Source organism: Kitasatospora sp. NPDC024654, assembly GCF_055559155.1.
The window spans coordinates 42,338-64,269 of sequence record NZ_JBVHLF010000004.1 but is presented as its reverse complement, the minus strand read 5'-3'; the positions used below and the strand labels follow the sequence as shown (position 1 = coordinate 64,269).

The following is a 21,932-nucleotide window of genomic DNA, read 5'->3' as shown; positions in this document are numbered from 1 at the left end:
CCTGGCGGTCCGTCAGTGGGAAAGGTCACCAGGGGCTGGTCACCGGGGACTACAGGGCGCAGCCCTGGGTGTCCACCTGGGTGTCGGCGGTGGCGCCGGCGGTGGCGTCCGGTTTCACCTCGGCGGCGGTCAGCACGTAGCCGGTGTCCGAGCTGTCCAGCGACTTGGCGAAGACCACCCCGTACACCTGACCGTCCGGGGTGAGCAGCGGTCCACCGCTGTTGCCCTGGCGGACCAGCGAACGGATCGAGTAGACGTCGCGGACCACCTGGCCACGGTGGTAGATGTCCGGGCCGTTGGCCTGGATCCGGCCGCGGATCCGGGCGGGCTGGACGTTGAAGGCACCGTTCTCGGGGAATCCGGCCACGATGGCGCTGTCGTTGGTCCGGGCCTCGCCGGCGAAGGTCAGCGGCGGCGCGTTGAGCTTGGGCACGTCCAGGATCGCGATGTCGCGCTGCCAGTCGTAGTCGACGACCGTGGCGTCGTAGAGCGGGCCGCTGCCGCCGACCTGGACCGTGGGCTCGTCGACGCCCCCGACCACGTGGGCGTTGGTCATCACCCGGTGCGGCGCGAAGACGAAGCCGCTGCCCTCCAGGGTCTTGGCGCACGAGGTCGCCGTGCCGACCACCTTGACCAGGCTCAGCCGGGCCTTGGCCAGCGCCGGGCTGCCGGCCAGCGCCGGGTCGGGGGGCTGCACGTCGGTGATCGGTTCGTGCTCGAATGGGTTGAAGACCTGCGGGAAGCCGTTCTGCGAGAGCACCTTGCTGAAGTCGGAGAACCAGTTCGGCGCGTCGGCCGGCAGCGCGTCCTGCACCCCGGCGAGCACCCGGGAGGTGCGCACCTGCCTGGACACCGTGGGCATCGACGTCCCAGCCAGCGCCGAGCCGATCAGCCAGGCGACCAGCAACATCGACAGCACGTTCACCACCGAGCCGCCGAAGGCGTCCAGCGCCTTGGCCGGACTGCCGCCGATCCGCCCGCGTAGCTTCCAGCCCAGCTGGGTGGTGGCCGCCTGCCCGATCGCCGCGAAGACGATCACCACGACGACGGCGACCACCGAGGCGGTGGTCCCCGGCTTGAGGTGGCTGAGCACCAGCGGAAGCAGCTCCACCGCGATCAGGCCACCCCCCAGGAAGCCCAGGACGGAGAGAATGCCCACTACGAAGCCCTGCCGGTACCCGGACACGGCGAAGCCGATCGCGGCGGCGAGCAGCAGCAGATCCAGCACGTTCACCCCGCCACCCTCCCATGGACTCGCTTCCGCCCGGCAGCGGACCCGGCAACCCGCCCGTTTCTCGCACAGGTCCCGGTCATCCGTCTCGCCAGCGGACGCGTCCGGGGCCGGTCAGCCCGGCACGGCCTCCGAGCCGGGCTGACCGACCATCCGGGTGCTGTCCCAGGGCAGCTCCAGACCGCTGTGGTGGAGCACCCGGTCGATCACCCCGGCGGTGAAGCCCCAGACCACACGGCCGTCCACCTCGAACGCGGGGCCGGTGAACCCCGACGGGTGCCGGTAGCGGCCGCGCCGGGCCGGATCCGCCAGCTCGGCCAGCGGGACCCGGAAGACCGCGCCGGTCTCCCCCGGATCCACCGGCCCGACCGGCGTCTCCCGGCGCCACCAGCCCAGCACCGGCGTCACCACGAAATCGCTCACCGGGATGTAGAGCGCGGGCAGCGTCGCGAAGACCTGGACGCCGCTCGGATCCAGCCCGGTCTCCTCGGCCGCCTCGCGGAGCGCCGCGGCCACCGGGCCGGGGCCGTGCACGTCGCCGTCGGCCTCCTCCAGCGCGCCGCCGGGGAAGGAGACCTGCCCGGCGTGCTTGCGCAGCGTCCGGGAGCGCTCGATCAGCAGCAGGTCGGGCCCGGCCGGGCCCTCACCGAAGAGCAGCAGGACCGCGGAGTGCCGCCCGCCCTCGGCCGGCGGCAGGAACCGGCTCAGCTGCTCCGGGCGGACCGTCTCGGCGGCCGTCCGCACCGGCAGCAGCCAGCTCGGCAGCCCGTCCCGCACCATCGGTGCCGTGTCGCCGCGTCCGGTCACCCCGCGGCCCCGTCCACCAGGCCGGTGCCCGCCACGAACGCCGTGCCGTTCGGGCTCGCCGCCCGTCCCGGGTAGTCGGCGGGCGGCTTCAGCCGCTGGCCGGGCTGGCCGCCCAGCTCGTACTTGAGCAGCTTCCGGGCCTTCTCCGGATCGGTCTCGCCCTCGCCGTACGCCGGGCAGAGCGGCGCGATCGGGCAGACCCCGCAGGCCGGCCTGCGGGAGTGGCAGATCCGGCGGCCGTGGAAGACCACCCGGTGCGAGAGCATGGTCCACTCCGACTTGGGGAAGATCTCCGCGACCGCGGCCTCGACGGCCACCGGGTCCTCCGCCGTCGTCCACCCGAACCGCCGGGCCAGCCGACCGAAGTGGGTGTCCACGGTGATTCCCGGCACCCCGTAGGCGTTGCCGAGCACGACGTTGGCGGTCTTGCGGCCGACGCCGGGGAGGGTGATCATCTCCTCCAGCGTCCTGGGCACCTCGCCCCCGAACTCGTCCCGCAGCTTGATCGACAGGCCGATCAGCGCCTTCGCCTTGTTCCGGAAGAACCCGGTCGGCCGGATGATCTCCTCCAGCTCCTCCGGCGCGGCCGCCGCCATGTCCTGCGGAGTCGGGTACTTCGCGAACAGCGCCGGTGTCGTCTGGTTCACCCGCAGGTCGGTGGTCTGCGCGGAGAGCACCACCGCCACCAGCAGCTGGAACGCGTCCTCGAAGTCCAGCTCCGGGTGCGCGTACGGATACAGCTCCGCCAGCGCGCGGTTGATCTTCCGCGCCCGCCGGACCATCGCCTGGTGGGACTCCGGCTCCCCGGACCTCCCGGCCTTCACGACCGCCTTCACCGCCGGCTCGGCCGCAGCCTTCCGGACCTTGCTCTCTGCCATGCACGCAGGCTACGCCGAAGAGGCGAGGGCCCGAGGCGCATTCCACCGAGGTCCGTCCCCGGGCCGGGCACGGTCGGTCAGGCCAGGATCCGGGTGAGGAAGCCGGCCAGGTTGGCCCGGGTGCGGTCGATCTTCTCCTCGACGGTGAGCGACTCCTCCAACCGCCCGCCCGGCTCCGGGGTCTTCCGGCCGCGGACGTAGAGCGAGCAGGCGAGGTCGGCGCAGAGGTACGCGCCGACCGAGTTGCCCTCGCGGCCGGCCCGGCCCGCCAGACTGGCGGTCATCAGCGACACGCCGGCCGCGGGGTGCGTGGTCAGGCAGAGCGAGCACATGCTGCGGTGCTGGCGGCCACGCTGCTTGACGGTCGAGCGGAGCACCACGGCGACCAGCCGGCCCTCGTGCTCGGCCACCAGGCAGCCGCGCTCCGGGGCCGCCGGGTCACGCCACCCCAGGAAGTCGAGGTCGTCCCAGGGGCGCTCCGGCAGGTCCCGCGGCAGCGTCAGTCGTTTGGCTTCTCCCTTCGAGCAGTTGACGAACGACGATCGGATGTCCTGCTCGGTTACTGACTTCATGATCGGAAGCTAACAACGCCTTGGTACATTAGGCAACTAATTAAGTGTCCTAGGAATTGCTTCGGCGGAGGTGGCGGATGGCTCGTGCCGGTCTGACGACCGATCGGGTGGTGGCAGCGGCGGCGGACCTGGCGGACAGCGCCGGGTTCGAGAACGTCACGGTGTCCGCGCTGGCCCGCGGCTTCGGGGTCAAGGACGCCAGCCTCTACTCGCACATCAGGAACCTCCAGGACCTGCGGACCCGGGTCGCCCTGCTGGCCGGCGGCGAGCTGGTGGACCGGATCTCGGTGGCGGTGGCCGGCCGGTCCGGAAAGGAGGCGCTGGCCGCGTACGCCCACACCTACCGGGCGTTCGCGCTGGAACACCCCGGCCGCTACGCCGCGACCCAGTTCCGGGTGGACCCGGAGATCGCCGCCCAGTCGCCTGCCTTCCACCGCACCGTCGAGACCACCAACGCGATGCTGCGCGGCTACGGGCTGGCCGAGCCGGCCCTGACCGACGCGGTGCGCCTGCTGCGCAGCACCTTCCACGGCTACAGCAGCCTGGAGGCGGCCGGTGCCTTCCACCATTCCCGGAACGTCCAGGCGTCCTGGGAACGGATCATCGACGCGCTGCACCTGGCGCTGGAACAGTGGCCCACGGAGCCATCACAGGACTGATATCCCCGATAACAAATCGGGATAAAATATCGCCATTCGGATCCCGGGCGGAATCGGGCACGCGCATGGCATCCATCTCCACGCAATGGCCGAGGTACGTGCGGTTCGCCCCGAGCGTGCTGATCGTCGCCGGGCTGGTCTGGGACGCACTGGCGCCGAAGGACTACTGGGGCGATCCGATGATCGCCGCGGCCTGCGTGACGGCGGGTGCCCTGCTCTCCCTGCGGCACACCATCGCGGTCGGCACCGCCATCGTGGTCGGGATCCTGGTGCTGACCGTCCGGGAGGGCTCGCTCGGCCACCTCGGGAGCTACCTCGAACTGGGCAACACCCTGTTCGCGGCGCTGATCGGCGTGGGGGTGAACCGGGTGGTGGCCCGGCACGGCCGGCACCTGGCCGTCATGCGGTCGGTCGCGGAGGCCGCGCAGCGGGCGGTGCTGCCCACCCCGCCCGAGCGGATCGGGCCGCTGGCCGTCGCCGCGTGTTACCGGGCCGCCCAGACCGAGGCGCTGATCGGCGGCGACGCGTACGCCGTCCAGTCCTCGCCGCACGGCACCCGGATGCTGATCGCGGACGTCCGGGGCAAGGGGCTCGGCGCGGTCAGCGTCGTCTCGGTGCTGCTCGGTGCCTTCCGGGAGGCCGCCGAAGAGGCCGCGGACCTGGCCGAGCTGGCCGGCCAGCTCGAACACGCGCTGGTCCGGGAGGCCGCCCAGCTCGAGGAGGAGGTCCGGCTGGAGGGCTTCATCACCGCCCTGCTGGGCGAGTTCGCGCCGGATTCGGGCCGACTGCGACTGCTCAACTGCGGCCATCCCCCGGCCTACCTCTGCAACGGCGGCGGCATCCGCGCGCTCGCCCCGCGCGAGCCCGGCCTCCCGCTCGGGATGGGCGCCTTCGGCCTCCCCCGGCCGGGCCCGGACGGCTGGCCGTTCGCCGTCGGCGACACCCTGCTGCTGGTCACCGACGGTGTCACGGAGGCCCGGAACGGCTCGGGGACGTTCTACGACCCCGAGCACCGCCTCGCCGGCCGGGGCCCCTTCCAGCACCCCCGGGAGGTGATCGACGTCCTGATCCAGGACATCGAGTACTGGACCGGCGGCCCCCGCGACGACGACATGGCCGTCCTGGCCGTCACCCGCGGCCCGGACACCCCGCGCTCCGAGTGAACGCCGGCCGAAGGGTCGGCCGGGGTCGTTGCGGGGTAGCAATGTGTACGGATGGCCCCGTACCACACTCCACAGCACACCCCCTCCTCATATGATCAGATCGACATGCGCCATGCTTGGTGACAATCAGCACTGTTTCTCCGTCACCGCCATGGAGAACCGCAAGCACTTGGGCCGTCCGAGTCCGACCGCGGACGGCCGAGAAGGAGGAAGCACGTGGACGACGTTCTGCGGCGCGCCGCGCTCTTCGCGGCTCTCGACGACGAACAGGCCGGCGAGCTGCGCGCTTCCATGACCGAGGTGACCCTCGCCCGTGGAGAGTCGCTGTTCCACGAGGGCGACCCGGGCGACCGGCTCTACGTGGTCGCCGAGGGCAAGGTCAAGCTGCACCGCGCCTCGCCGGACGGCCGCGAGAACATGCTCGCGGTGCTCGGCCCCAGCGAGATGATCGGCGAGCTGTCGCTCTTCGATCCCGGACCGCGTACCGCCACGGCCAGCGCGCTGACCGAAGTCAAGCTGCTCGGCCTGGGCCACGGCGACCTGCAGCCCTGGCTGCACGCCCGGCCCGAGGTCTCCATCGCGCTGCTGCGCGCCATCGCCCGCCGGCTGCGCCGGACCAACGACGTGATGTCCGACCTGGTCTTCTCCGACGTGCCGGGCCGGGTGGCCAAGGCGCTGCTGGACCTGTCGCGCCGCTTCGGCGTGCAGTCCGAGGAGGGCATCCACGTCGCCCACGACCTCACCCAGGAGGAGCTGGCCCAGCTGGTCGGCGCCTCCCGGGAGACGGTCAACAAGGCGCTGGCCGACTTCGCCGGGCGTGGCTGGCTCAAGCTGGAGGCCCGCGCGGTGGTGCTGATGGACGTCGAGCGGCTGTCCCGCCGGTCGCGCTGACCCGGCACCACCCCCGAGGACCACGGACTCAGATGAGTCCGTGGTCCTCCAGGTACTGCAGCTGCGCCTGGACGGAGAGCTTGGCGGCCGGCCAGAGCGCCCGGTCGACGTCGGCGTAGACCCGGGCCACCACCTGGTCCGCGGTCCGGCAGCCGTCCTCCACCGCGGTCTCCACCTGGGCCAGCCGGGCGGCCCGGTGCGCCAGGTAGTACTCCACCGTGCCCAGCGCGTCCGCCAGCACCGGTCCGTGGCCGGGCAGCACGGTCCGCACCCCGTGCTCGGCGGCCAGCGTGCGCAGCCGGCGCAGCGAGTCCAGGTAGTCGCCGAGCACCCCGTCCGGGTGGGCCACCATCGTGGTGCCCCGGCCGAGCACGGTGTCGCCGGTCAGGATCGCGCCCTCGGCCGGCAGGTGGAAGGTGAGCGAGTCGGCGGTGTGGCCGGGGGTGGCGACCACCCGCAGCTCCAGGCCGCCGACCGCGATGGTCTGGCCCCCGCGCAGGCCCTCGTCGCCGAGCCGCAGCGCCGGGTCGAGCGCGCGCACCTTGGTCCCGGTCAGCTCGGCGAACCGGGTCGCGCCCTCGGCGTGGTCGTGGTGGCCGTGGGTGAGCAGGGTCAGCGCGATCCGCTTGCCCTGCCGCTCGGCGGTGTCGATGACCGACCGCAGGTGGCCCTCGTCCAGCGGCCCGGGGTCGACCACCACGGCCAGCTCGGAGCCGGGCTCGGAGAGCAGCCAGGTGTTGGTGCCGTCCAGCGTCATCGGGGACGGGTTGGGTGCGAGGACGCAGTGCGCCCGCGCGGTGGCCGCCCCGCCGACGGTGTCGGCGGGGTTTCCGGGCAGCAGACCGGTCACCGTGATCCTTACCAGGAGGCGGGGGTGTCGAGCCGGCCGCGCTCGGCGCGCCGGGTCAGCGGGCGGGGGTCGAGGTCACGGACCAGCGCGCGGGGGCTCTCCTCGGCCAACCGGACCCGGCTCTCGGAGCCGAGCCGGCGGGGCGCCAGGAGCCTGGCCGGGAGTTCGCGCACGGCGCGGCGAGCCACCTCATCGTGGATCATCGGCAGGTCCTTCCTCGGGATAGTGTCCATCGATGGTCAGCTCTTCATACCCTGACCACCGGACGGTCATTCGATCACCGCGCAGCTCGGCCTCGCCGAGCACGGGGGTCAGGGTGCGCGCCGCGGCCGCCTCCAGCGCCTGCCGCGCCGTCCGGACCGGCAGCAGCTCGCGCAGCACCGAGACGGTCGGCGGCAGCATCCCGTAGCGGCCCTCGCCGTAGCCGCGGACCGCCTCCGCCGGGCTCAGCCAGGCCACCCGGTCCGCCTCGCCGACGTCGCGGGCGGCGCGCTGGCCGGGCGGCAGTGCGGCGACGAAGAACCAGGTGTCGTAGCGCCGCTCCTCGAAGGCCGGGGTCACCCAGCGGGCCCAGCCACCCAGCAGGTCGCTGCGCAGGACCAGGCCCTGCTCGCGGCAGAAGTCGGCGAAGGAGAGTTCGTGTGCCTCCAGAGCGGCCCGCTCGGCGGCCCAGTCGCGCGCCGGGGCGATGCTGTGCGGGTCCGGGCCGGCCAGCAGCACGCCGGCCTCCTCGAAGGTCTCCCGGACCGCCGCGCAGACCACCGCCTGCGCCGTCGCCGGGTCCACCCCGAGTCGCGCGGCCCACACCTCCGGGCTCGGACCGGCCCAGCCGGGCGACGCCTCGGCGTCCCGCGGGTCCACCCCGCCGCCCGGGTAGGCGTACATCCCGGCGGCGAACGCCATCGAGCTGCGCCGGCGGAGCAGGTAGGCCTGCGGGCCGGCCTCGCCGTCCCGCAGCAGCACCACGGTGGCGGCCGGGCGCGGCACCACCGGGGTCAGCTCGCCGGCCGCCAGCGCCCGGATCCGGGCGGGCCAGCCGGGGGGCATGGGGTGGGCGGCCGGGGCCGGGCCAGGGAGGTTCGCAGCCATGTAGCGGATGCTATGCACCCGGGCCCGGCCGTGAACAGCCCCGGCCGGGCGGCGGCGGATGTGGGGTCAGGCCCGGACCCGGACCTGGATCTCGACCTCGACCGGGGCGTCCAGCGGCAGCACCGCGACACCGACCGCGCTACGGGCGTGCACCCCGGCGTCGCCGAGCACCTTGCCCAGCAGCTCGCTGGCGCCGTTGATGACGCCCGGCTGGCCGGTGAAGTCCGGCTCCGAGGCGACGAAACCGACCACCTTGACGACCTGCTCGACCTTGTCCAGGTCGCCGATCACCGACTTCACGGCGGCCAGCGCGTTCAGCGCGCAGATCTGCGCCAGCGCCTTGGCCTCCTCGGGGGTCACCTCGCCGCCGACCTTGCCGGTGTTCTCCAGCTTGCCCGCCACCATCGGCAACTGACCGGAGGTGAAGACGTACTCCCCCGACCGGATGGCCGGGACGTACGCGGCGACCGGCGCGGCGACCGCCGGCAGCTCGAGACCGAGGTCGGCCAGCCGGCTCTCGACCTTGCTCATCAGTTCTTCTCCCGCTTGAGGTAGGCCACCAGCTGCTCCGGGTTGTTCGGGCCGGGCACGACCTGGACCAGCTCCCAGCCGTCCTCGCCCCAGGTGTCCAGGATCTGCTTGGTGGCATGGACGAGCAGCGGCACGGTTACGTATTCCCACTTGGTCATGGGGGTGACTCTAGACGGTCGGGGAGCCGGTCAGTCCGATGTGAGGTGGGACACAAAGCGGGCGAGAATCGGCCCGGGCCCCCGGATGCTCCCGGCATCGGACCCGGCCGCTGGTTACCCTCGGCGAGGAGGGCACCCTGGAGTCGTAAGCCTGAGAGCCCCGAGCGGACGGAGACGGAGCGTGGCAGGTACCGAGGAGCCCACCGACGCACCCGGCGGACCCGACTGGGAGGGGGTCCGGCTGCACGTGGTCAGCGGCAAGGGGGGCACCGGCAAGACCACGGTCGCCGCGGCGCTCGCGCTGGCCCTGGCCGCGGAGGGACGGCGGACCCTGCTGATCGAGGTCGAGGGCCGGCAGGGGATCGCCGAGCTGTTCGGCATCGCCGCGCTGCCGTACGAGGAGCGCAAGGTCGCCGCCGTCTCGCCGGCCCGGCTGGGCCTCCCGGGCCGGGCGACCGGCGAGGTGTTCGCGCTGGCGATCGACCCCGAGCAGGCGCTGCTGGAGTACCTCGACATGTTCTACAAGCTCGGCCGGGCCGGAAAGGCGCTGCAGAAGGTCGGTTTCGTCGACTTCGCGACCACCATCGCGCCGGGGGTGCGGGACGTCCTGCTGACCGGCAAGGCCTGCGAGGCCGCCCGCCGCAAGGGACCGGACGGCCGCCGGGCGTACGACGCGGTGGTGATGGACGCCCCACCGACCGGACGGCTCACCAGGTTCCTGAACGTCAACTCCGAGGTGGCCGGGCTGGCCAGGTTCGGGCCGATACACAGCCAGGCCCAGGCGGTGATGGGCGTGTTGAAGTCGCCGGAGACGGCGGTGCACCTGGTCACCCTGCTGGAGGAGATGCCGGTGCAGGAGACCGTCGACGGCTTCGCGGAGCTGCGGGCGGCCGGGCTGCCGGCCGGCGGGGTGCTGGTGAACATGGTGCGACCGCCGGTGCTGGACGCGGCGGCGGTCGAGGCGGCGCACGGGGACCACCGCGAGGAGGTCGCACTGGCCCTGGTGGAGGCCGGTCTCGGCGGGCGCTCGCGGACCGCGGCGACGAAGCGGACGGCGGTCGACCCGCTGCTCGACCCACTGCTGGCGCAGGCCCGCGAGCACGCCGAGCGGGTGTCGCTGGAGCACGAGCAGCGGGCCGACCTGGCCGCGCTGAAGCTGCCGGGCTACGAGCTGCCGCTGCTCAGCGGGGGCGTGGACCTCGGCGGGCTGTACCGATTGGCGGGCGAGCTGAAGCGGCAGGGGGCGGCATGAGCGGGCGGGGCACGACGGCGCAGCCGGACGGACGCGGAGCCGAGCTGGCGGTCGACCGGCTGATCGACGACCCGACGACCCGGATCATCGTCTGCTGCGGCTCCGGCGGGGTGGGCAAGACCACCACGGCCGCCGCGATCGGGCTGCGGGCCGCCGAGCGCGGGCGGCGCACCGTCGTGCTGACCATCGACCCGGCCCGCCGGCTGGCCCAGTCGATGGGCCTGACCGAACTGGACAACACCCCGCGGCCGGTCAAGGGCGCGGCCGGTCCGGACGGCCCGGGCGAACTGCACGCCATGATGCTGGACATGAAGCGGACCTTCGACGAGGTCGTGCTGGCCCACGCCGACCCGGAGCGGGCCCGGGCGATCCTGGAGAACCCGTTCTACCAGTCGCTCTCGGCGGGCTTCGCGGGGACGCAGGAGTACATGGCGATGGAGAAACTCGGCCAGCTGCGCTCCACCGGCGAGTGGGACCTGATCGTGGTCGACACCCCGCCGTCCCGGTCGGCGCTGGACTTCCTGGACGCGCCCAACCGGCTCGGCTCCTTCCTGGACGGGAAGATCATCCGGGTGCTGATGGCGCCGGCCAAGGTCGGCGGCCGGAGCGCGATGAAGTTCCTCAACGTCGGGATGGGCCTGCTGACCGGTACCCTCGGCAAGATCTTCGGCGCCCAGCTGCTGACCGACCTGCAGACCTTCGTGGCCGCCATGGACTCGATGTTCGGCGGCTTCCGGGAACGCGCGGACCGGACGTACCAGCTGCTCAAGGCGGAGGGCACGGCGTTCCTGGTGGTCGCCGCGCCGGAGCGGGACGCGCTGCGGGAGGCCGCGTACTTCGTGGACCGGCTGGCCGAGGACGAGATGCCGCTGGCGGGCCTGGTGCTCAACCGGGTGCACGGCACCGGGGCTCCGCAGCTGACCGCCGAGCGCGCGCTGGCGGCGGCACAGGCGCTGGAGGAGAACGGGACCGAGGACGGGACGGCCAGGGCGGACGCGCTGGCGGCCGGACTGCTCCGGCTGCACGCCGAGCGGGTCGAGGTGATGGCCCGGGAGCGGCGCACCCGGGACCGCTTCGTGTCGGTCTACCCGGACGTGCCGATCGTCGAGGTGCCCGCGCTGGCGGGTGACGTGCACGATCTGGACGGGCTGCGGCTGATCGGCCGCCGGCTGAGCGGCGAACCCGCGCCGACCACGGATTCCCCCGAACCGTAGTCCGCCGGACGGCGGTTCAGCCCGCCTGCGCGTAGTCCGAGAGGATCACACCGGTGGCGAGGGACTCCTCGTACTCCGTGCGGGCGGTCTCCAGCAGGCGCCGCCAGGAGATCACCGTCGGGCGGCGGCGCAACAGCGCCCGGCGCTCGCGCTCCGTCATCCCTCCCCAGACTCCGAACTCGACCCGGTTGTCGAGGGCGTCCGCCAGGCACTCGGTGCGCACCGGGCACCCGCTGCACACGGCCTTGGCGCGGTTCTGCGCCGCCCCTTGGACGAAAAGCTCGTCCGGATCGCTCGTGCGGCAGGCAGCCTGCGCACTCCAGTCGTCTACCCAGCCCATGCCGGCGCCGTCCTCTCCCGAATCGAGGCTCCCCCACGGCGGCAACGGCATATTCACCGCTGCCAGTTGAGGACGTTACGGAAGATTGGCGAGGCGCAACAGCCCCCCTGGGCCCAATCTCGAATGACCCGATCGGACTATGGGTGCCGACCAGATCACTCGTTGGAGTGATCGCAGGTCGCAGCCCTTGCGAGAACTCGGGTGACACCTCTCGTCACGCAGTGCAACCGATGCCATCGGCGCCAGCCGGGCGACACGCCCTGATGAGCCGTGCCGGGCATCTCATACCCCGTCAATTCGGACAACTCTCAACACTCACAAGAGTCTCAGCAATACGCAGAGCAAGGCTGACCGAATCCTGTGACAAGCGTAGGCGAACGCCTGCCCCGATGGGCGGGTTTCCGAGACGTACAGTCCGTCCCATGGCACCGAAGCGCTCCACAGCACCACAGCGCCCCGGTCGGTCCTGGCTCCGGCGGGAGGACGACTCCACCGCCGAGCTGGTCGGCGAGGGCGTCAAGTTCCTGGGGATCAGCATCCTGTCCGGCATCCTGCTGGCCGGCCTCGCCCTGCCCGCCATCGGCGCGCTCGGGGTCGCCGCGAAGACCGGCGCCGAGGGCTTCGACAGCATCCCCGACGACTTCAAGACCCCGACCCTCTCCCAGGCCTCCTTCATCTACGACGCCAAGGGCAACCAGATCGCCAAGGTCTTCGACCGCGACCGGACCATCCTGACCAAGGACCAGATGTCGCCGATCATGCGTCAGGCCCAGGTCGACATCGAGGACAACCGGTTCTTCCAGCACGGTGCGATCGACCCCAAGGGCGTGCTGCGCGCGATCGGCAAGAACGCCTCCTCGGACTCGGCCTCCCAGGGCGCCTCGACGCTGACCCAGCAGTACGTCAAGAACGTCTTCGTCGAGGAGGCGGGCGACGACCAGGCGGCGTTCCTGGAGGCCACCAAGAAGAGCCTGGGCCGCAAGATCAAAGAACTGAAGTACGCCATGAAGCTGGAGGAGGACCTGTCGAAGGACCAGATCCTCACCAACTACCTCAACATCACCTTCTACGGCCACCAGGCGTACGGCGTCGAGGCCGCCTCCCAACGCTACTTCGGCAAGAGCAACAAGGACGTGACCATCCCCGAGGCCGCGCTGCTGGCCGGGCTGGTGCAGAACCCCTCGGCCTACGACCCGCTGCTGCACCCGAAGGCCGCCCAGGCCCGCCGGGACACCGTGATCGACAAGATGCTGGAGTACCACCACATCACCCCCCAACAGGCCAAGGACGCGCTGGCCACCCCGCTCGACCTGAGCTACCACGAGCCGCTGAACGGCTGCATCACGGCCGGCAACGGCATGGGCTTCTTCTGCGACTACGTCCGGCACGTGGTCAAGGGCGACCCCGCCTTCGGCAGGACGGCGGCCGAGCGGAACAAGCTGTGGACCGACGGCGGGCTGAAGATCTACACCACCATCGACCCGGCCAAGCAGGCCGCCGTCAACAAGGCGGTGACCACCAAGGTCAACGCCAGTGACTCGGTCTCGGCGGCGATGACCATGCTCAAGCCCGGCACCGGCGAGATCCTCGCGATGGCGCAGACCCGGCCGTACGGCCTGGACGCCACCAAGCACCAGACCGTGGTGAACCTCAACGTGGACGCGGCGATGGGCGGCGGCAACGGGTTCCAGCCGGGCTCGACCTTCAAGCCCATCCTGGCCGCGGCGGCGCTGGAGGGCGGCACGCCGATCAACCAGCAGTACCCGGCGCCGGCCCAGATGCCCTACCCGAACGTGAGCACCTGCGAGGGCACCTGGAAGAACCTGCTGCACAGCAACGTGGCCAACGACACACCGCAGGAAGTGGGGCCGATGGCCATGCCGGAGGCGATGGCCCGGTCGGTCAACACCTACTTCGTGCAGTTGGAGGCGGACATCGGCCTCTGCCCGATCCGGCAGATGGCCAACAAGGTCGGCATCAAGGCCAAGGCCAGCGGCGCGCCACTGGAGGAGGTGCCGGCCATCGTGCTCGGCACCGAGGAGATGAGCCCGCTGGACATGGCGGGCGTCTACGCCACCTTCGCCTCCCGCGGTGTCTACTGCGCGCCGGTCGCGATCAGCTCGGTCACCGGGCTGGACGGCAGGCAACTGCCGGTCCCGAAGGCCAACTGCGGCCAGGCCATGCAGCAGAGCACCGCGGACGGGATCAACACCCTGCTCAAGGGGGTGACCGAGAAGGGCGGCACCGGCGGCGCGCTCTCCCTGAGCGACGGCCGCATGATCGCCGGCAAGACCGGGACCACCGACGAACGGCGGGCCGCCTGGTTCGACGGCTACACCCCCGACCTGGTCGGGGTGGTCTGGCTGGGCGGGCCCGAGGGCGGGGTCAAGATGGACCAGAGCATCAAGATCGGCGGGCAGAACTTCCCGGCCGGCGTGTACGGCGCCACCGGGCCGGGGCCGATCTGGCAGCAGGCGATGAGCGAGTCGGTCGCCGGGACCCCGCAGCAGAACTTCCAGCTGGTCAACCTGCCGAGCGCGCCGGCGGCCGGTCCCGGCCAGAACCAGGGCCAGGGCCAGAACCAAGGTCAGGGCCAGGGCAACCAGGGCGCCCCCGGCCAGGCTCCGGCGGCCTCCGCCGCCCCGGCGGCACCCCACCCGCCGGCGCCCGCGACTCCGGCCGCGCCGAACCCGCCGGCGGCGCCCGGTCCGCCGGCCGTCAACCCGGCGCCGCCGGCACCGGCCGCCACCGGCCGCGGGAACGGCGGTGGCGGTTACAGCTGGCCGGCCGGCGTCCCCGGTTACGGCATCGGCGGCGCCGGCCAGCCCCGGCGGCACTGAGGGCCACGGACGACCGTGCCCCCGACCCGGGCGGGTCGGGGGCACGGTGCCGTCGGCCGGCCCGCTGGCCGAGCTACTGGGCGCCCAGCGCGGCGCGCACCGCGGCGGCCACCCGGCCGCCCTCGGCCACCCCGGCCACCTTGGGCCGGACGATCTTCATCACGGCGCCCATCCCCTGCGGCCCGCTCGCCCCGCTCTCCGCGACGGCCGCGGCCACGATCGCCGCCAGCTCCTCGTCACTGAGCTGCCGGGGCAGGTACTCGGCGAGCACCTCCCCCTCAGCCCGCTCGCGCGCGGCGGACTCGGCCCGGCCCGCGGTCTCGAAGGCGGCGGCCGCGTCCCGGCGCTTCTTCGCCTCGCCCTCGACCACCTGGAGCACCTCCGCGTCGGAGAGCTCGCGCTTGGTGGTCCCCGCCACCTCGGCACCGGTGACGGCGGCCAGGGTCAACCGGAGGGTGGACGAGCGCAGCTCGTCCCGAGCCTTGATCGCGGCCGTGAGATCGTCCCGCAGCCGCTCCTTGAGCGTTGTCATGCCGCGAGTCTCTCAGCTGGGCTGCCCGAACGCCGTCCAATTTCGACCGACCGACCGTCAGGCGGCGCCGGCCGGGCGAGCGGGGCGGGGCGCGGGTTCACCCGCTCCGCGGCCGTCTGCGACCATGGACCGATGCGAAAGCTGTACTCCGTTCCGCTCGGAATCGCCGCCACCGGCGCCGCCTGCCTCGCCTACTCCGCCGGGTACGAGGTCCGCTCCTTCCGGCTCCGCCGGGTGGAGATCCCGGTCCTGCCGAAGGGGGCCAAGCCCCTCCGGGTGCTCCAGGTATCGGACATCCACATGGTGACCGGGCAGCGGAAGAAGCAGCGCTGGCTGCAGAGCCTGGCCGGACTCCGCCCGGACCTGGTGGTGAACACCGGCGACAACCTCTCCGACCCGCTCGGCGTGCCGTCCGCGCTGGACGCGCTCGGGCCGCTGATGGAGTTCCCCGGGGTGTACGTCTTCGGGTCGAACGACTACTACGGCCCGGCCCGGAAGAGCCCCACCCGCTACCTGAAGGCGCTGAGCACCGGCAACCACGGGCTGAACAACGCCGACGGCACCGGGCGGCGCGGCATCACCGGCGCCGTCCACAACCCGTGGAAGAAGCTGCGCGACGGCTTCGACGCGGCCGGCTGGCTGGACCTCACCAACACTCGCGGCCGGCTCGCCCTGCGCGGGCTCGACCTGGAGTTCACCGGGTTGGACGACCCGCACATCCGCCGCGACCGGTACGCGGACGTGGCCGGCGGCCCGGCCGCCGACGCCGACCTCTCGATCGGCGTGGTCCACGCGCCCTACCTGCGCACCCTGGACGCCTTCACCGCGGACGGCTACCCGCTGATCCTGGCCGGCCACACCCACGGCGGCCAGCTCTGCATCCCCTTCTACGGCGCTCTGGTGACCAACTGCGACCTGGACGCCAAACGGGTCAAGGGCCTCTCCGGCCACCGGGCCGGCGGCAAGCAGGCCTACCTGCACGTCTCGGCCGGCTGCGGCACCAACCGCTACACCCCGGTCCGCTTCGCCTGCCCCCCCGAGGCCACCCTGATGACCCTCACCCCCCGCGCCTGACCCCGGGCGCACCGCGCGGACGCCCGGCCGACCCCGGTCCGGAGCCGTCCGCGCGGGCCCCGGAGGACCGGATTTCGTGTCCTGAGCTGCGTCGGGTAGAGTTCTACTCGTTGCGACGGAGACGGAAGCGACAAACGCAAGACCGGGGTGTGGCGCAGTTTGGTAGCGCGCTTCGTTCGGGACGAAGAGGCCGTGGGTTCAAATCCCGCCACCCCGACCCAGTAGTAGCAGGCAAGGGCCCTGCCGGAGAGATCCGGTGGGGCTCTTCCTCGTTCTGCGTGACCAACTGCGTGACTACCGCTCAGGGTCCCGCTGGCCCAGGTCATCCATGACGACTGCACCCGTCTGGATCGGCGGTCGGATCTGCTTCCGGTAGACCTCCTCGGTCACGGCCGTGCTGGAGTGCCCGACGAGCCATGAGATCTCAGCGGCACCCCGCGGTCGGAGAGCAGCGAGACGAAGGCGTGACGCAGCTCACAGGGCGTCCACTCCTGAGCCGTCAGGCCCTCCGCCATCGCGATGGCCGTCCGGAAGGCCCGGCGGACGTGGGACGGATCCAGCTCCTTGCCCACGGCCGAGTGGAGGACCAGGTTGTTCTCCTCCCGCATGTCGCCGGCCGCGAGCCGGTCCCAGCCCTGGTCCGCCCAGTGATCCCAGAGCGCTTCGACGCACCGGGCCGGGAGCGCGATGGTGCGCCGGGACTTCCGGGTCTTGGCGTCACCACCGGCCCGCACCGAGCGCCACGCAGCCATGTGCGGCAGCACCGGCGGGTGGGTTTGTATAGCTATCGGCTCTTGCAAGATTTTCGTAGCGGCTGTCGCTTCAACTTGCCCGTAGTGTCAACTGGTTGACGGTGGCAGGCTGGTGGTGTGTGTTGTCCCGGTGGGGGACCTGCTGCCGCAGCTGGCCGCGGTGCAGGTCGAGCGCGTGGAGGCCGGCGGGAACGTGCTGCGGATCACGGCCTGGACCAGGAATGACGCCCCGGCAGCGTGTCCAGGGTGCGGGCAGGCGTCGGACTGGGTGCATTCGAGTCATGTGCGGCATGTCGCGGACGAGGCGGTGGGCGAACGCCCAGTCGTGATCGACTTGTCGGTGCACCGCTTGTACTGCGAGAACCCCGCCCGCGAGAGGGTCACCTTCGCCGAGCGGATGCTGCTGCCGGCGGCGTTCACCGACCGACCGCCGTCGTTCATCAGGCGGAGCACCTGAATCCGCAGGTCGTCATCCTGCACGGTGTACTGGCCGGTGCTCAGGAAGGCGGCCTGCTCCTGCGGGCTACCGGTGAGCGCCGTGGCGGCGGCCTTCTTCACTGGGTCGGCACCGTTGTCAGCCAAGTAGGCGACCTGGGCGCGGTTGTCCTACTCCACTGCGGCCTGCCGGCCGGTGCGTAGCCGCTGGAGTACGTGTGCCAGCGAGTGCGTCCCCGGCCGCACGCTGGTCCAGGGACCGCTGGTGGTGAGGAGTTGGAGGGCCGCAGTGCGACCCTTGGCAACTGCGGTGCCTTGGTCGGCTCCGGGCGCGACCGCTTCGGCGAGGAGCTTGGCGGTCTCCTCGCTCGTCTGGACGGTCTGGGCCCGGTCGGCTGCAGCCTGCGCCTGGGCGTCGTCGTTCTGGGCCTTCAGGTCCTTCGCGGCCTGGACGGCCTGCACCTGGTCGGCCTGCAGTTGCGTCGCCTCAGCCTGGCGCACGGTCGCCTCCACCGTGCCGGCCTGGGTGGCTGCGGCGGACGCCGTGTCAGCGGCCTTGAGGGCCGCGGTGGCGAAGTCGGTCACCTGCTTGGCGAAGTCCGCCGCCTGGCCGCCGCTCGCTGCCGCGCTGTCTGCGGCCGCGGCGGCCGCCTCGGCATGGCCGGCCGCCTGCGTGGCGGCGTCACGGGTGTCCTGGGCGGCAACGGCCGCCTGGATGGCCAGCGTCTGGGCCACGCCGACGGCCTTGTTGGCGCTGACGGCCAGAGCCCGGGCCTTGGCAGCCGCAGCGTCGGCGCGCCGAGCTCGGGCTCCGGCGGTCTTGGTGAAGGACCCGGCCTGCGCGGCGTCGGCAGCGTGCGCGCTCGCGCTGGCGGCTGCCTGAGCCGCCGTGAGTGCCTCGCTCAGGGCGGTCATCGTGCTGGCGACCGCGTCGGCGGCGGTCCTGGCCCCCGCCGCGGCGTCGCGTGCGTCCTGGGCCGCCTGCCGGGCGAACGGCCGCCCGGCCCTGGTCCTTCGCGGCAGCACCGGCGGCTTGGTAGGCGCGGGCGTCGGCGCGGCCAGCAGCGGCGGCAGCGGCAGCCGCTGAGGCTGATGCCGAAGCGGGGGCCCGCGCGGCGGCGTTGGCCGCGTTGGCCGCGTTGGCCGCGTCTATCGCGGTCTGGGCAGCCTGTGCCGCACCGCGGCGGCGTCCGCAGCCCGGCCGGCCGCAGCCGTGGCCTGGTCGGTTGAGTCCTTGGCGGCACCACGGGCGAGCCCGGGAGGCATCGCCCGCCGCCCTCCGGCATCACCGCCCGACACTCCGTCAGTCCGTCGACCAGCCGTCACCGTCCCTCCGGGGTGACCCGCGCCACCGGCGATGCCGCCGGCTGCCCGGGACGGCGGTGTCGTCCGGCGCGGCTACGCTGCGGGGCGCCGCGGTTCCGCCGTCGCGAACCGCCCCCGAACCCGCAGGAGCAGCCGCCATGGCCCGGACCACTCCACCGCGTCCCGTCGACGTGGAGACGCTGTTCCCAGAGGTCTCGCCGTACCGCAGGGACACCGTCCGCCTGCACCCGCGGGCCGGCGATCCGGGCGTGCGGGACAGCTCCGTGGGCGGGCCCCTGCTGTGGCCGCGGTCGCAGCCCTGGCCGCACTGCGACGACGACCATCCGCACACCGCCTTCGCCCCGCCGCAGCCCGGCGCGATCCCCTTGGTGCCCGTCCTCCAACTGTTCGCCGCCGACGTCCCCGAGCTGCCCTTCCCGGCCGACACGGACGTCCTGCAGGTGCTGTGGTGCCCGTTCGACCACGAGGCCGGTTACGTTCCCCGCCCGGAGCTGTACTGGCGGCACGGTTCCACCTGCGACGGCGAACCCGGCACCCCGCCCCGGCCGATCGGCGCCGACGACGACTACCTGCCCGACCCGTGCGTGCTGCACCCCGAGAGGACCGCCGACTACCCGAACTGGGACCTGCCCGAGGAGGTCGCCGAGGCACTGGAGGGACGGTTCGACCGGCTGGAGGAGGAGACCGGGTGGTCGTACTGGTCGCACCTGTCCGTGGCCGACGGCATCAAGGTCGGCGGGTACCCGACGTGGACCCAGGAGCCGTCCTGGCCCGACTGCCCGACCTGCGGCCAGCGCATGGAGCACCTGCTCACGATCAACAGCGCGGAGTTCGACGGCGAGTCCTGGCGGGCCTGGCTCCCCGTCGAGGACACCCCCGCCACGGGCACCGTCTGGGACCTCCCGTACCAGGAGCGCACCCGGATCCAGCGCCCGCCGGGGCTGATGCTCGGCGACATGGGCGGCATCTACCTCTTCGACTGCCGACACTGCCCGGACCGGCCCTACAGCCACCGCTCCGACTGCTCCTAGCGGGGGTCTCCGGGCCGGTGGGCTCGCGCCGGGGATCGGGCCGCGGTCGGATGTCGACTTCGCGCGCGTAGGCACGTGCGAGAGCGGCATTCGATCAGGCACGGACGCGTCGACTGCTGGACGAACCGCGCCAGCCGCTCGGCCTCCCGCGGGCCTCCGGCGCGACCGTCGACTCCAGCACCCAGGGCCGCGGCTCCCTGCTCCGGTCCGTCCACCCGCCCCACCGACCCGGGCAGCGCCGGCCGGCCGCGGAGCGGCTCGGTGACGGCGGCTCAGCTGACGTCCTCGCAGGCGGGAGTGGTCAGACCTTCAGGACGAGCGGAACGTCGCCCTCCACCGCGACTTAAACGATCCCCCGGGTCCGGTGAGTCGCAGGACGAAGGATCACCTGCCGCCAGCTGGCCGCCCCCCACCGTCCACGCCAGGAGTTCGTTCGTGTCGAGGCGGAGGGCGACGAGGTCGGAGAGATCCGGGCTCGCAGGTCGATGTCCACGCGTCCATCAGATCCCCGGGGCTGGATCGAAGCACGCCCCAGAGGTGGCGGGGTGGGGGTCGTCAGGGTCCTTCCAGGGTTGTTTCTGATGTGACGTTCCGTCAGGGCGGATCAGAATGTTCGGGGTTCGACTGACGCACCGTGGCGGCAGGTGGGCGGTGGCCGTCGCGGTCGCCGCGACCGGTCCGGTCAGTGGGTGTTCCGTCCTCGCCAGCAAGACGGACTCCCAGAGCTACCAGGTGACGGACGCGGTGAAGTCGGTCAGTGTCGATGACCAGGGCGGCAGCATCGAGGTGGTCGCCACCGAGCAGAGCACGGTCACGGTGGTGGAGACCTTCACCTACTCGGACGGCAAGCCGCGCACCACGCACTCCGTGCAGGACGGCGAACTCACGCCCCAGGCGAACGGTTGCAGCTCCAGCGGGTTCGGACACGTCGGAAGCAAGTGCGACGTGTCGTACCGGCTGGAGGTCCCCCGGGCCACCGCGACCCATCTGACCAGCGACGGCGGGAGCATCAGCGTCGAGGGGCTGTCCGGCACGACGTACGCGCACACCAGCGGCGGCGCCGTCGACGTCCACGACCCCGCGGCCACGGACGTCACCGCCCAGACCGCCGGCGGCAGCGTCGACGTGCAGCTCGACCGGACGCCCGACCGGGTCGACGCCGAGAGCGGCGGCGGCAGCGTGCGGATCCGGGTGCCGAAGGGCTCCTACGCGGTGGACCTGGACGGCTCCGTCACCAGCCAGTCCGTCGGGGTGACGACCGACCCGGCCTCCACGCACCGGCTCGAGGCGCGCACCGGGGGCGGCGGCGTGTCCGTCGAGGACGACTGAGCCGCGCGTCAGGCGCGGAAGGTGCGGCGGTAGGCGCCCGGGGAGACGCCGATGGCCTCGTGCAGGCGCTGCCGCAGGGTGGCGTCGGTGCCGAAGCCGACCCGCTCGGCGATCCGCCCCACCGGCAGGTCGCTGCTCTCCAGCAGGTGCCGGGCCAGGTCGACGCGCTGCTGGGTGAGCCACTGCCCGGGGCTCATCCCGACCTCGGCCCGGAAGCGACGGGTGAAGGTGCGCCGGCTCATGCCCGCGTGCCCGGCCAGATCGGCCAGCTGGAGCGGCTCGTGCAGCCGGTCGGTCGCCCAGGCGCGGGTGGCCGAGGTACCGACGTCCGAGCGGCGCGGCACCGGCCGCTCCACGTACTGCGCCTGGCCGCCCTCCCGCTGCGGGGGGACGACGCAGCGCCGGGCCACCTGGTTGGCGATCGCGCTGCCGTGGTCCTGCCGGATCACGTGCAGCAGCAGGTCGATGCCGGCCGCCGCGCCGGCCGAGGTCAGCACCCGGCCGGCGTCCACGAACAGCACGTCGGCGGCGAGTTCGACCTGCGGGTAGCACCGCTGGAACAGGCCCGCGTGGCACCAGTGGGTGGTCGCCGCCCGGCCGTCCAGCGCGCCGGTCGCCGCCAGCAGGAAGGTGGCGACGCAGATCCCCACGATCCTGGTGCCGGGCTTGATCAGCGCCAGCGCCTCGGCCGTCCGGCGGGGCAGCGCGGCGCGGTCGGTGATCTCGGTGAAGGCCTCGGAGGCGGGGATCACCACGGTGTCCGCCTCGGCCAGCACCGACGCGTCGCGCTCGACGGTGATCGAGAAGTCGACGGCGGTCCGGACCGACCGCCCGTCCACCGAACACGTGACGACCTCGTAGAGCGGCCGGTGCTCGGAGTCGGTGGCCACCCCGAAGAGCCGCGAGGCCAGACTCAGTTCGAACGGAATGACCCCGTCCAACGCCAGGACCACCACTCGATGCATGGCCCAATGCTTG

Annotated in this window: 23 protein-coding genes, 1 tRNA gene and 2 pseudogenes; 11 read left to right on the top strand and 15 right to left on the bottom strand. The window is 72.7% G+C overall.

Going from position 1 to position 21,932, the window contains the following annotated elements:
* Positions 1 to 49: 49 nt before the first annotated feature.
* The 4 genes from ACZ38L_RS03795 to ACZ38L_RS03780 form a co-directional block, all read right to left on the bottom strand.
* On the bottom strand, positions 50 to 1,234 hold the full coding sequence (locus ACZ38L_RS03795; RefSeq protein ID WP_465688891.1) for a MarP family serine protease: 1,185 nt from the start codon (positions 1,232 to 1,234) through the stop codon (positions 50 to 52).
* Positions 1,235 to 1,345: 111 nt separating this feature from the next.
* Positions 1,346 to 2,011: an NUDIX hydrolase gene (locus tag ACZ38L_RS03790; protein WP_465689109.1), complete on the bottom strand. Its 666-nt coding sequence runs from the start codon at positions 2,009 to 2,011 to the stop codon at positions 1,346 to 1,348.
* Positions 2,012 to 2,034: 23 nt separating this feature from the next.
* Complete coding sequence (gene nth / locus ACZ38L_RS03785; protein WP_465688890.1) at positions 2,035 to 2,916, bottom strand: endonuclease III; 882 nt, start codon at positions 2,914 to 2,916, stop codon at positions 2,035 to 2,037.
* 77 nt (positions 2,917 to 2,993) lie between these two features.
* Positions 2,994 to 3,488, bottom strand: a complete 495-nt coding sequence (locus tag ACZ38L_RS03780) for an FBP domain-containing protein (RefSeq protein ID WP_465688888.1) — start codon at positions 3,486 to 3,488, stop codon at positions 2,994 to 2,996.
* A gap of 77 nt (positions 3,489 to 3,565) precedes the next feature.
* Between ACZ38L_RS03780 and ACZ38L_RS03775 the strand changes: the two genes are divergently transcribed.
* The 3 genes from ACZ38L_RS03775 to ACZ38L_RS03765 all read left to right on the top strand — a co-directional run bounded on the left by ACZ38L_RS03775 (position 3,566) and on the right by ACZ38L_RS03765 (position 6,201).
* Entirely contained in the window at positions 3,566 to 4,147 is a 582-nt protein-coding gene (locus tag ACZ38L_RS03775; protein ID WP_465688886.1) for a TetR/AcrR family transcriptional regulator, read from the top strand.
* A 65-nt stretch (positions 4,148 to 4,212) separates the two neighbouring features.
* Positions 4,213 to 5,310: a PP2C family protein-serine/threonine phosphatase gene (locus tag ACZ38L_RS03770; protein WP_465688884.1), complete on the top strand. Its 1,098-nt coding sequence runs from the start codon at positions 4,213 to 4,215 to the stop codon at positions 5,308 to 5,310.
* 216 nt (positions 5,311 to 5,526) lie between these two features.
* Positions 5,527 to 6,201: a Crp/Fnr family transcriptional regulator gene (locus ACZ38L_RS03765; RefSeq protein ID WP_030240972.1), complete on the top strand. Its 675-nt coding sequence runs from the start codon at positions 5,527 to 5,529 to the stop codon at positions 6,199 to 6,201.
* Positions 6,202 to 6,229: 28 nt separating this feature from the next.
* Here ACZ38L_RS03765 and ACZ38L_RS03760 read toward each other — a convergent pair whose 3' ends face one another.
* From ACZ38L_RS03760 to ACZ38L_RS03740, 5 genes are all read right to left on the bottom strand, one after another.
* Complete coding sequence (locus tag ACZ38L_RS03760; protein ID WP_396556119.1) at positions 6,230 to 7,051, bottom strand: MBL fold metallo-hydrolase; 822 nt, start codon at positions 7,049 to 7,051, stop codon at positions 6,230 to 6,232.
* An 8-nt stretch (positions 7,052 to 7,059) separates the two neighbouring features.
* Positions 7,060 to 7,254, bottom strand: coding sequence for a hypothetical protein (locus ACZ38L_RS03755; protein WP_465688880.1), 195 nt, complete (start codon positions 7,252 to 7,254; stop codon positions 7,060 to 7,062).
* Entirely contained in the window at positions 7,241 to 8,140 is a 900-nt protein-coding gene (locus ACZ38L_RS03750; RefSeq protein ID WP_465688878.1) for an NUDIX hydrolase, read from the bottom strand. The genes ACZ38L_RS03755 and ACZ38L_RS03750 overlap by 14 nt, the downstream gene beginning before the upstream one ends.
* A 66-nt stretch (positions 8,141 to 8,206) precedes the next feature.
* A complete protein-coding gene (locus tag ACZ38L_RS03745; RefSeq protein WP_465688876.1) occupies positions 8,207 to 8,671 on the bottom strand; it encodes a RidA family protein in 465 nt (154 codons plus the stop codon).
* A complete protein-coding gene (locus ACZ38L_RS03740) occupies positions 8,671 to 8,829 on the bottom strand; it encodes a DUF4177 domain-containing protein (RefSeq protein WP_100889483.1) in 159 nt (52 codons plus the stop codon). The genes ACZ38L_RS03745 and ACZ38L_RS03740 overlap by 1 nt, the downstream gene beginning before the upstream one ends.
* Positions 8,830 to 9,010: 181 nt before the next feature.
* Between ACZ38L_RS03740 and bagA the strand changes: the two genes are divergently transcribed.
* Both bagA and bagB read left to right on the top strand, forming a co-directional pair.
* Positions 9,011 to 10,081, top strand: a complete 1,071-nt coding sequence (gene bagA / locus ACZ38L_RS03735; protein ID WP_396556127.1) for an ATPase BagA — start codon at positions 9,011 to 9,013, stop codon at positions 10,079 to 10,081.
* Positions 10,078 to 11,295, top strand: coding sequence for an ATPase BagB (gene bagB / locus ACZ38L_RS03730; protein WP_465688873.1), 1,218 nt, complete (start codon positions 10,078 to 10,080; stop codon positions 11,293 to 11,295). Before bagA ends, bagB begins: the two co-directional genes overlap by 4 nt.
* 16 nt (positions 11,296 to 11,311) lie before the next feature.
* Here the strand turns inward: bagB and ACZ38L_RS03725 are convergent, their stop codons facing one another.
* Positions 11,312 to 11,635: a WhiB family transcriptional regulator gene (locus ACZ38L_RS03725; protein ID WP_145905440.1), complete on the bottom strand. Its 324-nt coding sequence runs from the start codon at positions 11,633 to 11,635 to the stop codon at positions 11,312 to 11,314.
* Positions 11,636 to 12,057: 422 nt separating this feature from the next.
* Here ACZ38L_RS03725 and ACZ38L_RS03720 point away from each other — a divergent pair, with 422 nt between their 5' ends.
* A complete protein-coding gene (locus ACZ38L_RS03720) occupies positions 12,058 to 14,475 on the top strand; it encodes a transglycosylase domain-containing protein (protein ID WP_465688871.1) in 2,418 nt (805 codons plus the stop codon).
* A 73-nt stretch (positions 14,476 to 14,548) separates the two neighbouring features.
* On the opposite strand, the gene ACZ38L_RS03715 is transcribed toward ACZ38L_RS03720, so the two are convergent.
* Complete coding sequence (locus ACZ38L_RS03715; RefSeq protein ID WP_465688869.1) at positions 14,549 to 15,007, bottom strand: GatB/YqeY domain-containing protein; 459 nt, start codon at positions 15,005 to 15,007, stop codon at positions 14,549 to 14,551.
* Positions 15,008 to 15,139: 132 nt separating this feature from the next.
* On the opposite strand from ACZ38L_RS03715, the gene ACZ38L_RS03710 reads away from it, so the two are divergent.
* Positions 15,140 to 16,081 carry a metallophosphoesterase gene (locus tag ACZ38L_RS03710; protein WP_465688867.1) on the top strand — a complete coding sequence of 314 codons (942 nt, stop codon included), beginning with the start codon at positions 15,140 to 15,142 and terminating at the stop codon, positions 16,079 to 16,081.
* A gap of 143 nt (positions 16,082 to 16,224) precedes the next feature.
* A tRNA-Pro gene (locus ACZ38L_RS03705) sits at positions 16,225 to 16,298 on the top strand.
* A gap of 77 nt (positions 16,299 to 16,375) precedes the next feature.
* Here the strand turns inward: ACZ38L_RS03705 and ACZ38L_RS03700 are convergent.
* Positions 16,376 to 16,851 (bottom strand): annotated as a pseudogene (locus tag ACZ38L_RS03700) (tyrosine-type recombinase/integrase); the annotation flags it as partial.
* 94 nt (positions 16,852 to 16,945) lie between these two features.
* Here ACZ38L_RS03700 and ACZ38L_RS03695 point away from each other — a divergent pair.
* The gene (locus tag ACZ38L_RS03695; RefSeq protein WP_465688865.1) at positions 16,946 to 17,290 is read left to right on the top strand and encodes a transposase family protein; all 345 of its coding nucleotides are present in this window, start codon (positions 16,946 to 16,948) and stop codon (positions 17,288 to 17,290) included.
* A gap of 35 nt (positions 17,291 to 17,325) precedes the next feature.
* On the opposite strand, the pseudogene ACZ38L_RS03690 reads toward ACZ38L_RS03695, so the two are convergent.
* Both ACZ38L_RS03690 and ACZ38L_RS03685 read right to left on the bottom strand, forming a co-directional pair.
* A pseudogene (locus ACZ38L_RS03690) lies at positions 17,326 to 17,421 on the bottom strand (hypothetical protein); the annotation flags it as partial.
* A gap of 18 nt (positions 17,422 to 17,439) precedes the next feature.
* Positions 17,440 to 18,294: a hypothetical protein gene (locus ACZ38L_RS03685; protein ID WP_465688863.1), complete on the bottom strand. Its 855-nt coding sequence runs from the start codon at positions 18,292 to 18,294 to the stop codon at positions 17,440 to 17,442.
* Between the two features lie 437 nt (positions 18,295 to 18,731).
* On the opposite strand from ACZ38L_RS03685, the gene ACZ38L_RS03680 reads away from it, so the two are divergent.
* On the top strand, positions 18,732 to 19,625 hold the full coding sequence (locus ACZ38L_RS03680; protein WP_465688861.1) for a YwqG family protein: 894 nt from the start codon (positions 18,732 to 18,734) through the stop codon (positions 19,623 to 19,625).
* A gap of 651 nt (positions 19,626 to 20,276) precedes the next feature.
* Entirely contained in the window at positions 20,277 to 20,954 is a 678-nt protein-coding gene (locus tag ACZ38L_RS03675; protein ID WP_465688859.1) for a DUF4097 family beta strand repeat-containing protein, read from the top strand.
* 8 nt (positions 20,955 to 20,962) lie between these two features.
* Here the strand turns inward: ACZ38L_RS03675 and ACZ38L_RS03670 are convergent, their stop codons facing one another.
* Positions 20,963 to 21,919 (bottom strand): GlxA family transcriptional regulator, encoded by a 957-nt coding sequence (locus ACZ38L_RS03670; protein ID WP_465688857.1) that lies wholly within the window; start codon positions 21,917 to 21,919, stop codon positions 20,963 to 20,965.
* Between the last annotated feature and the right edge of the window lie 13 nt (positions 21,920 to 21,932).

What these genes read in the sequence shown, in the direction of transcription:
- ACZ38L_RS03770 (WP_465688884.1), top strand. Translation starts at nt 4,213, where the DNA reads ATGGCATCCATCTCCACGCAATGGCCGAGGTACGTGCGGTTCGCCCCG.
- ACZ38L_RS03725 (WP_145905440.1), bottom strand. Translation starts at nt 11,635, where the DNA reads ATGGGCTGGGTAGACGACTGGAGTGCGCAGGCTGCCTGCCGCACGAGC.
- ACZ38L_RS03740 (WP_100889483.1), bottom strand. Translation starts at nt 8,829, where the DNA reads ATGACCAAGTGGGAATACGTAACCGTGCCGCTGCTCGTCCATGCCACC.
- nth (WP_465688890.1), bottom strand. Translation starts at nt 2,916, where the DNA reads ATGGCAGAGAGCAAGGTCCGGAAGGCTGCGGCCGAGCCGGCGGTGAAG.
- ACZ38L_RS03710 (WP_465688867.1), top strand. Translation starts at nt 15,140, where the DNA reads ATGCGAAAGCTGTACTCCGTTCCGCTCGGAATCGCCGCCACCGGCGCC.
- ACZ38L_RS03745 (WP_465688876.1), bottom strand. Translation starts at nt 8,671, where the DNA reads ATGAGCAAGGTCGAGAGCCGGCTGGCCGACCTCGGTCTCGAGCTGCCG.
- ACZ38L_RS03715 (WP_465688869.1), bottom strand. Translation starts at nt 15,007, where the DNA reads ATGACAACGCTCAAGGAGCGGCTGCGGGACGATCTCACGGCCGCGATC.
- bagB (WP_465688873.1), top strand. Translation starts at nt 10,078, where the DNA reads ATGAGCGGGCGGGGCACGACGGCGCAGCCGGACGGACGCGGAGCCGAG.
- ACZ38L_RS03670 (WP_465688857.1), bottom strand. Translation starts at nt 21,919, where the DNA reads ATGCATCGAGTGGTGGTCCTGGCGTTGGACGGGGTCATTCCGTTCGAA.
- ACZ38L_RS03780 (WP_465688888.1), bottom strand. Translation starts at nt 3,488, where the DNA reads ATGAAGTCAGTAACCGAGCAGGACATCCGATCGTCGTTCGTCAACTGC.
- ACZ38L_RS03790 (WP_465689109.1), bottom strand. Translation starts at nt 2,011, where the DNA reads ATGGTGCGGGACGGGCTGCCGAGCTGGCTGCTGCCGGTGCGGACGGCC.
- ACZ38L_RS03720 (WP_465688871.1), top strand. Translation starts at nt 12,058, where the DNA reads ATGGCACCGAAGCGCTCCACAGCACCACAGCGCCCCGGTCGGTCCTGG.
- ACZ38L_RS03750 (WP_465688878.1), bottom strand. Translation starts at nt 8,140, where the DNA reads ATGGCTGCGAACCTCCCTGGCCCGGCCCCGGCCGCCCACCCCATGCCC.
- ACZ38L_RS03755 (WP_465688880.1), bottom strand. Translation starts at nt 7,254, where the DNA reads ATGATCCACGATGAGGTGGCTCGCCGCGCCGTGCGCGAACTCCCGGCC.
- ACZ38L_RS03680 (WP_465688861.1), top strand. Translation starts at nt 18,732, where the DNA reads ATGGCCCGGACCACTCCACCGCGTCCCGTCGACGTGGAGACGCTGTTC.
- ACZ38L_RS03775 (WP_465688886.1), top strand. Translation starts at nt 3,566, where the DNA reads ATGGCTCGTGCCGGTCTGACGACCGATCGGGTGGTGGCAGCGGCGGCG.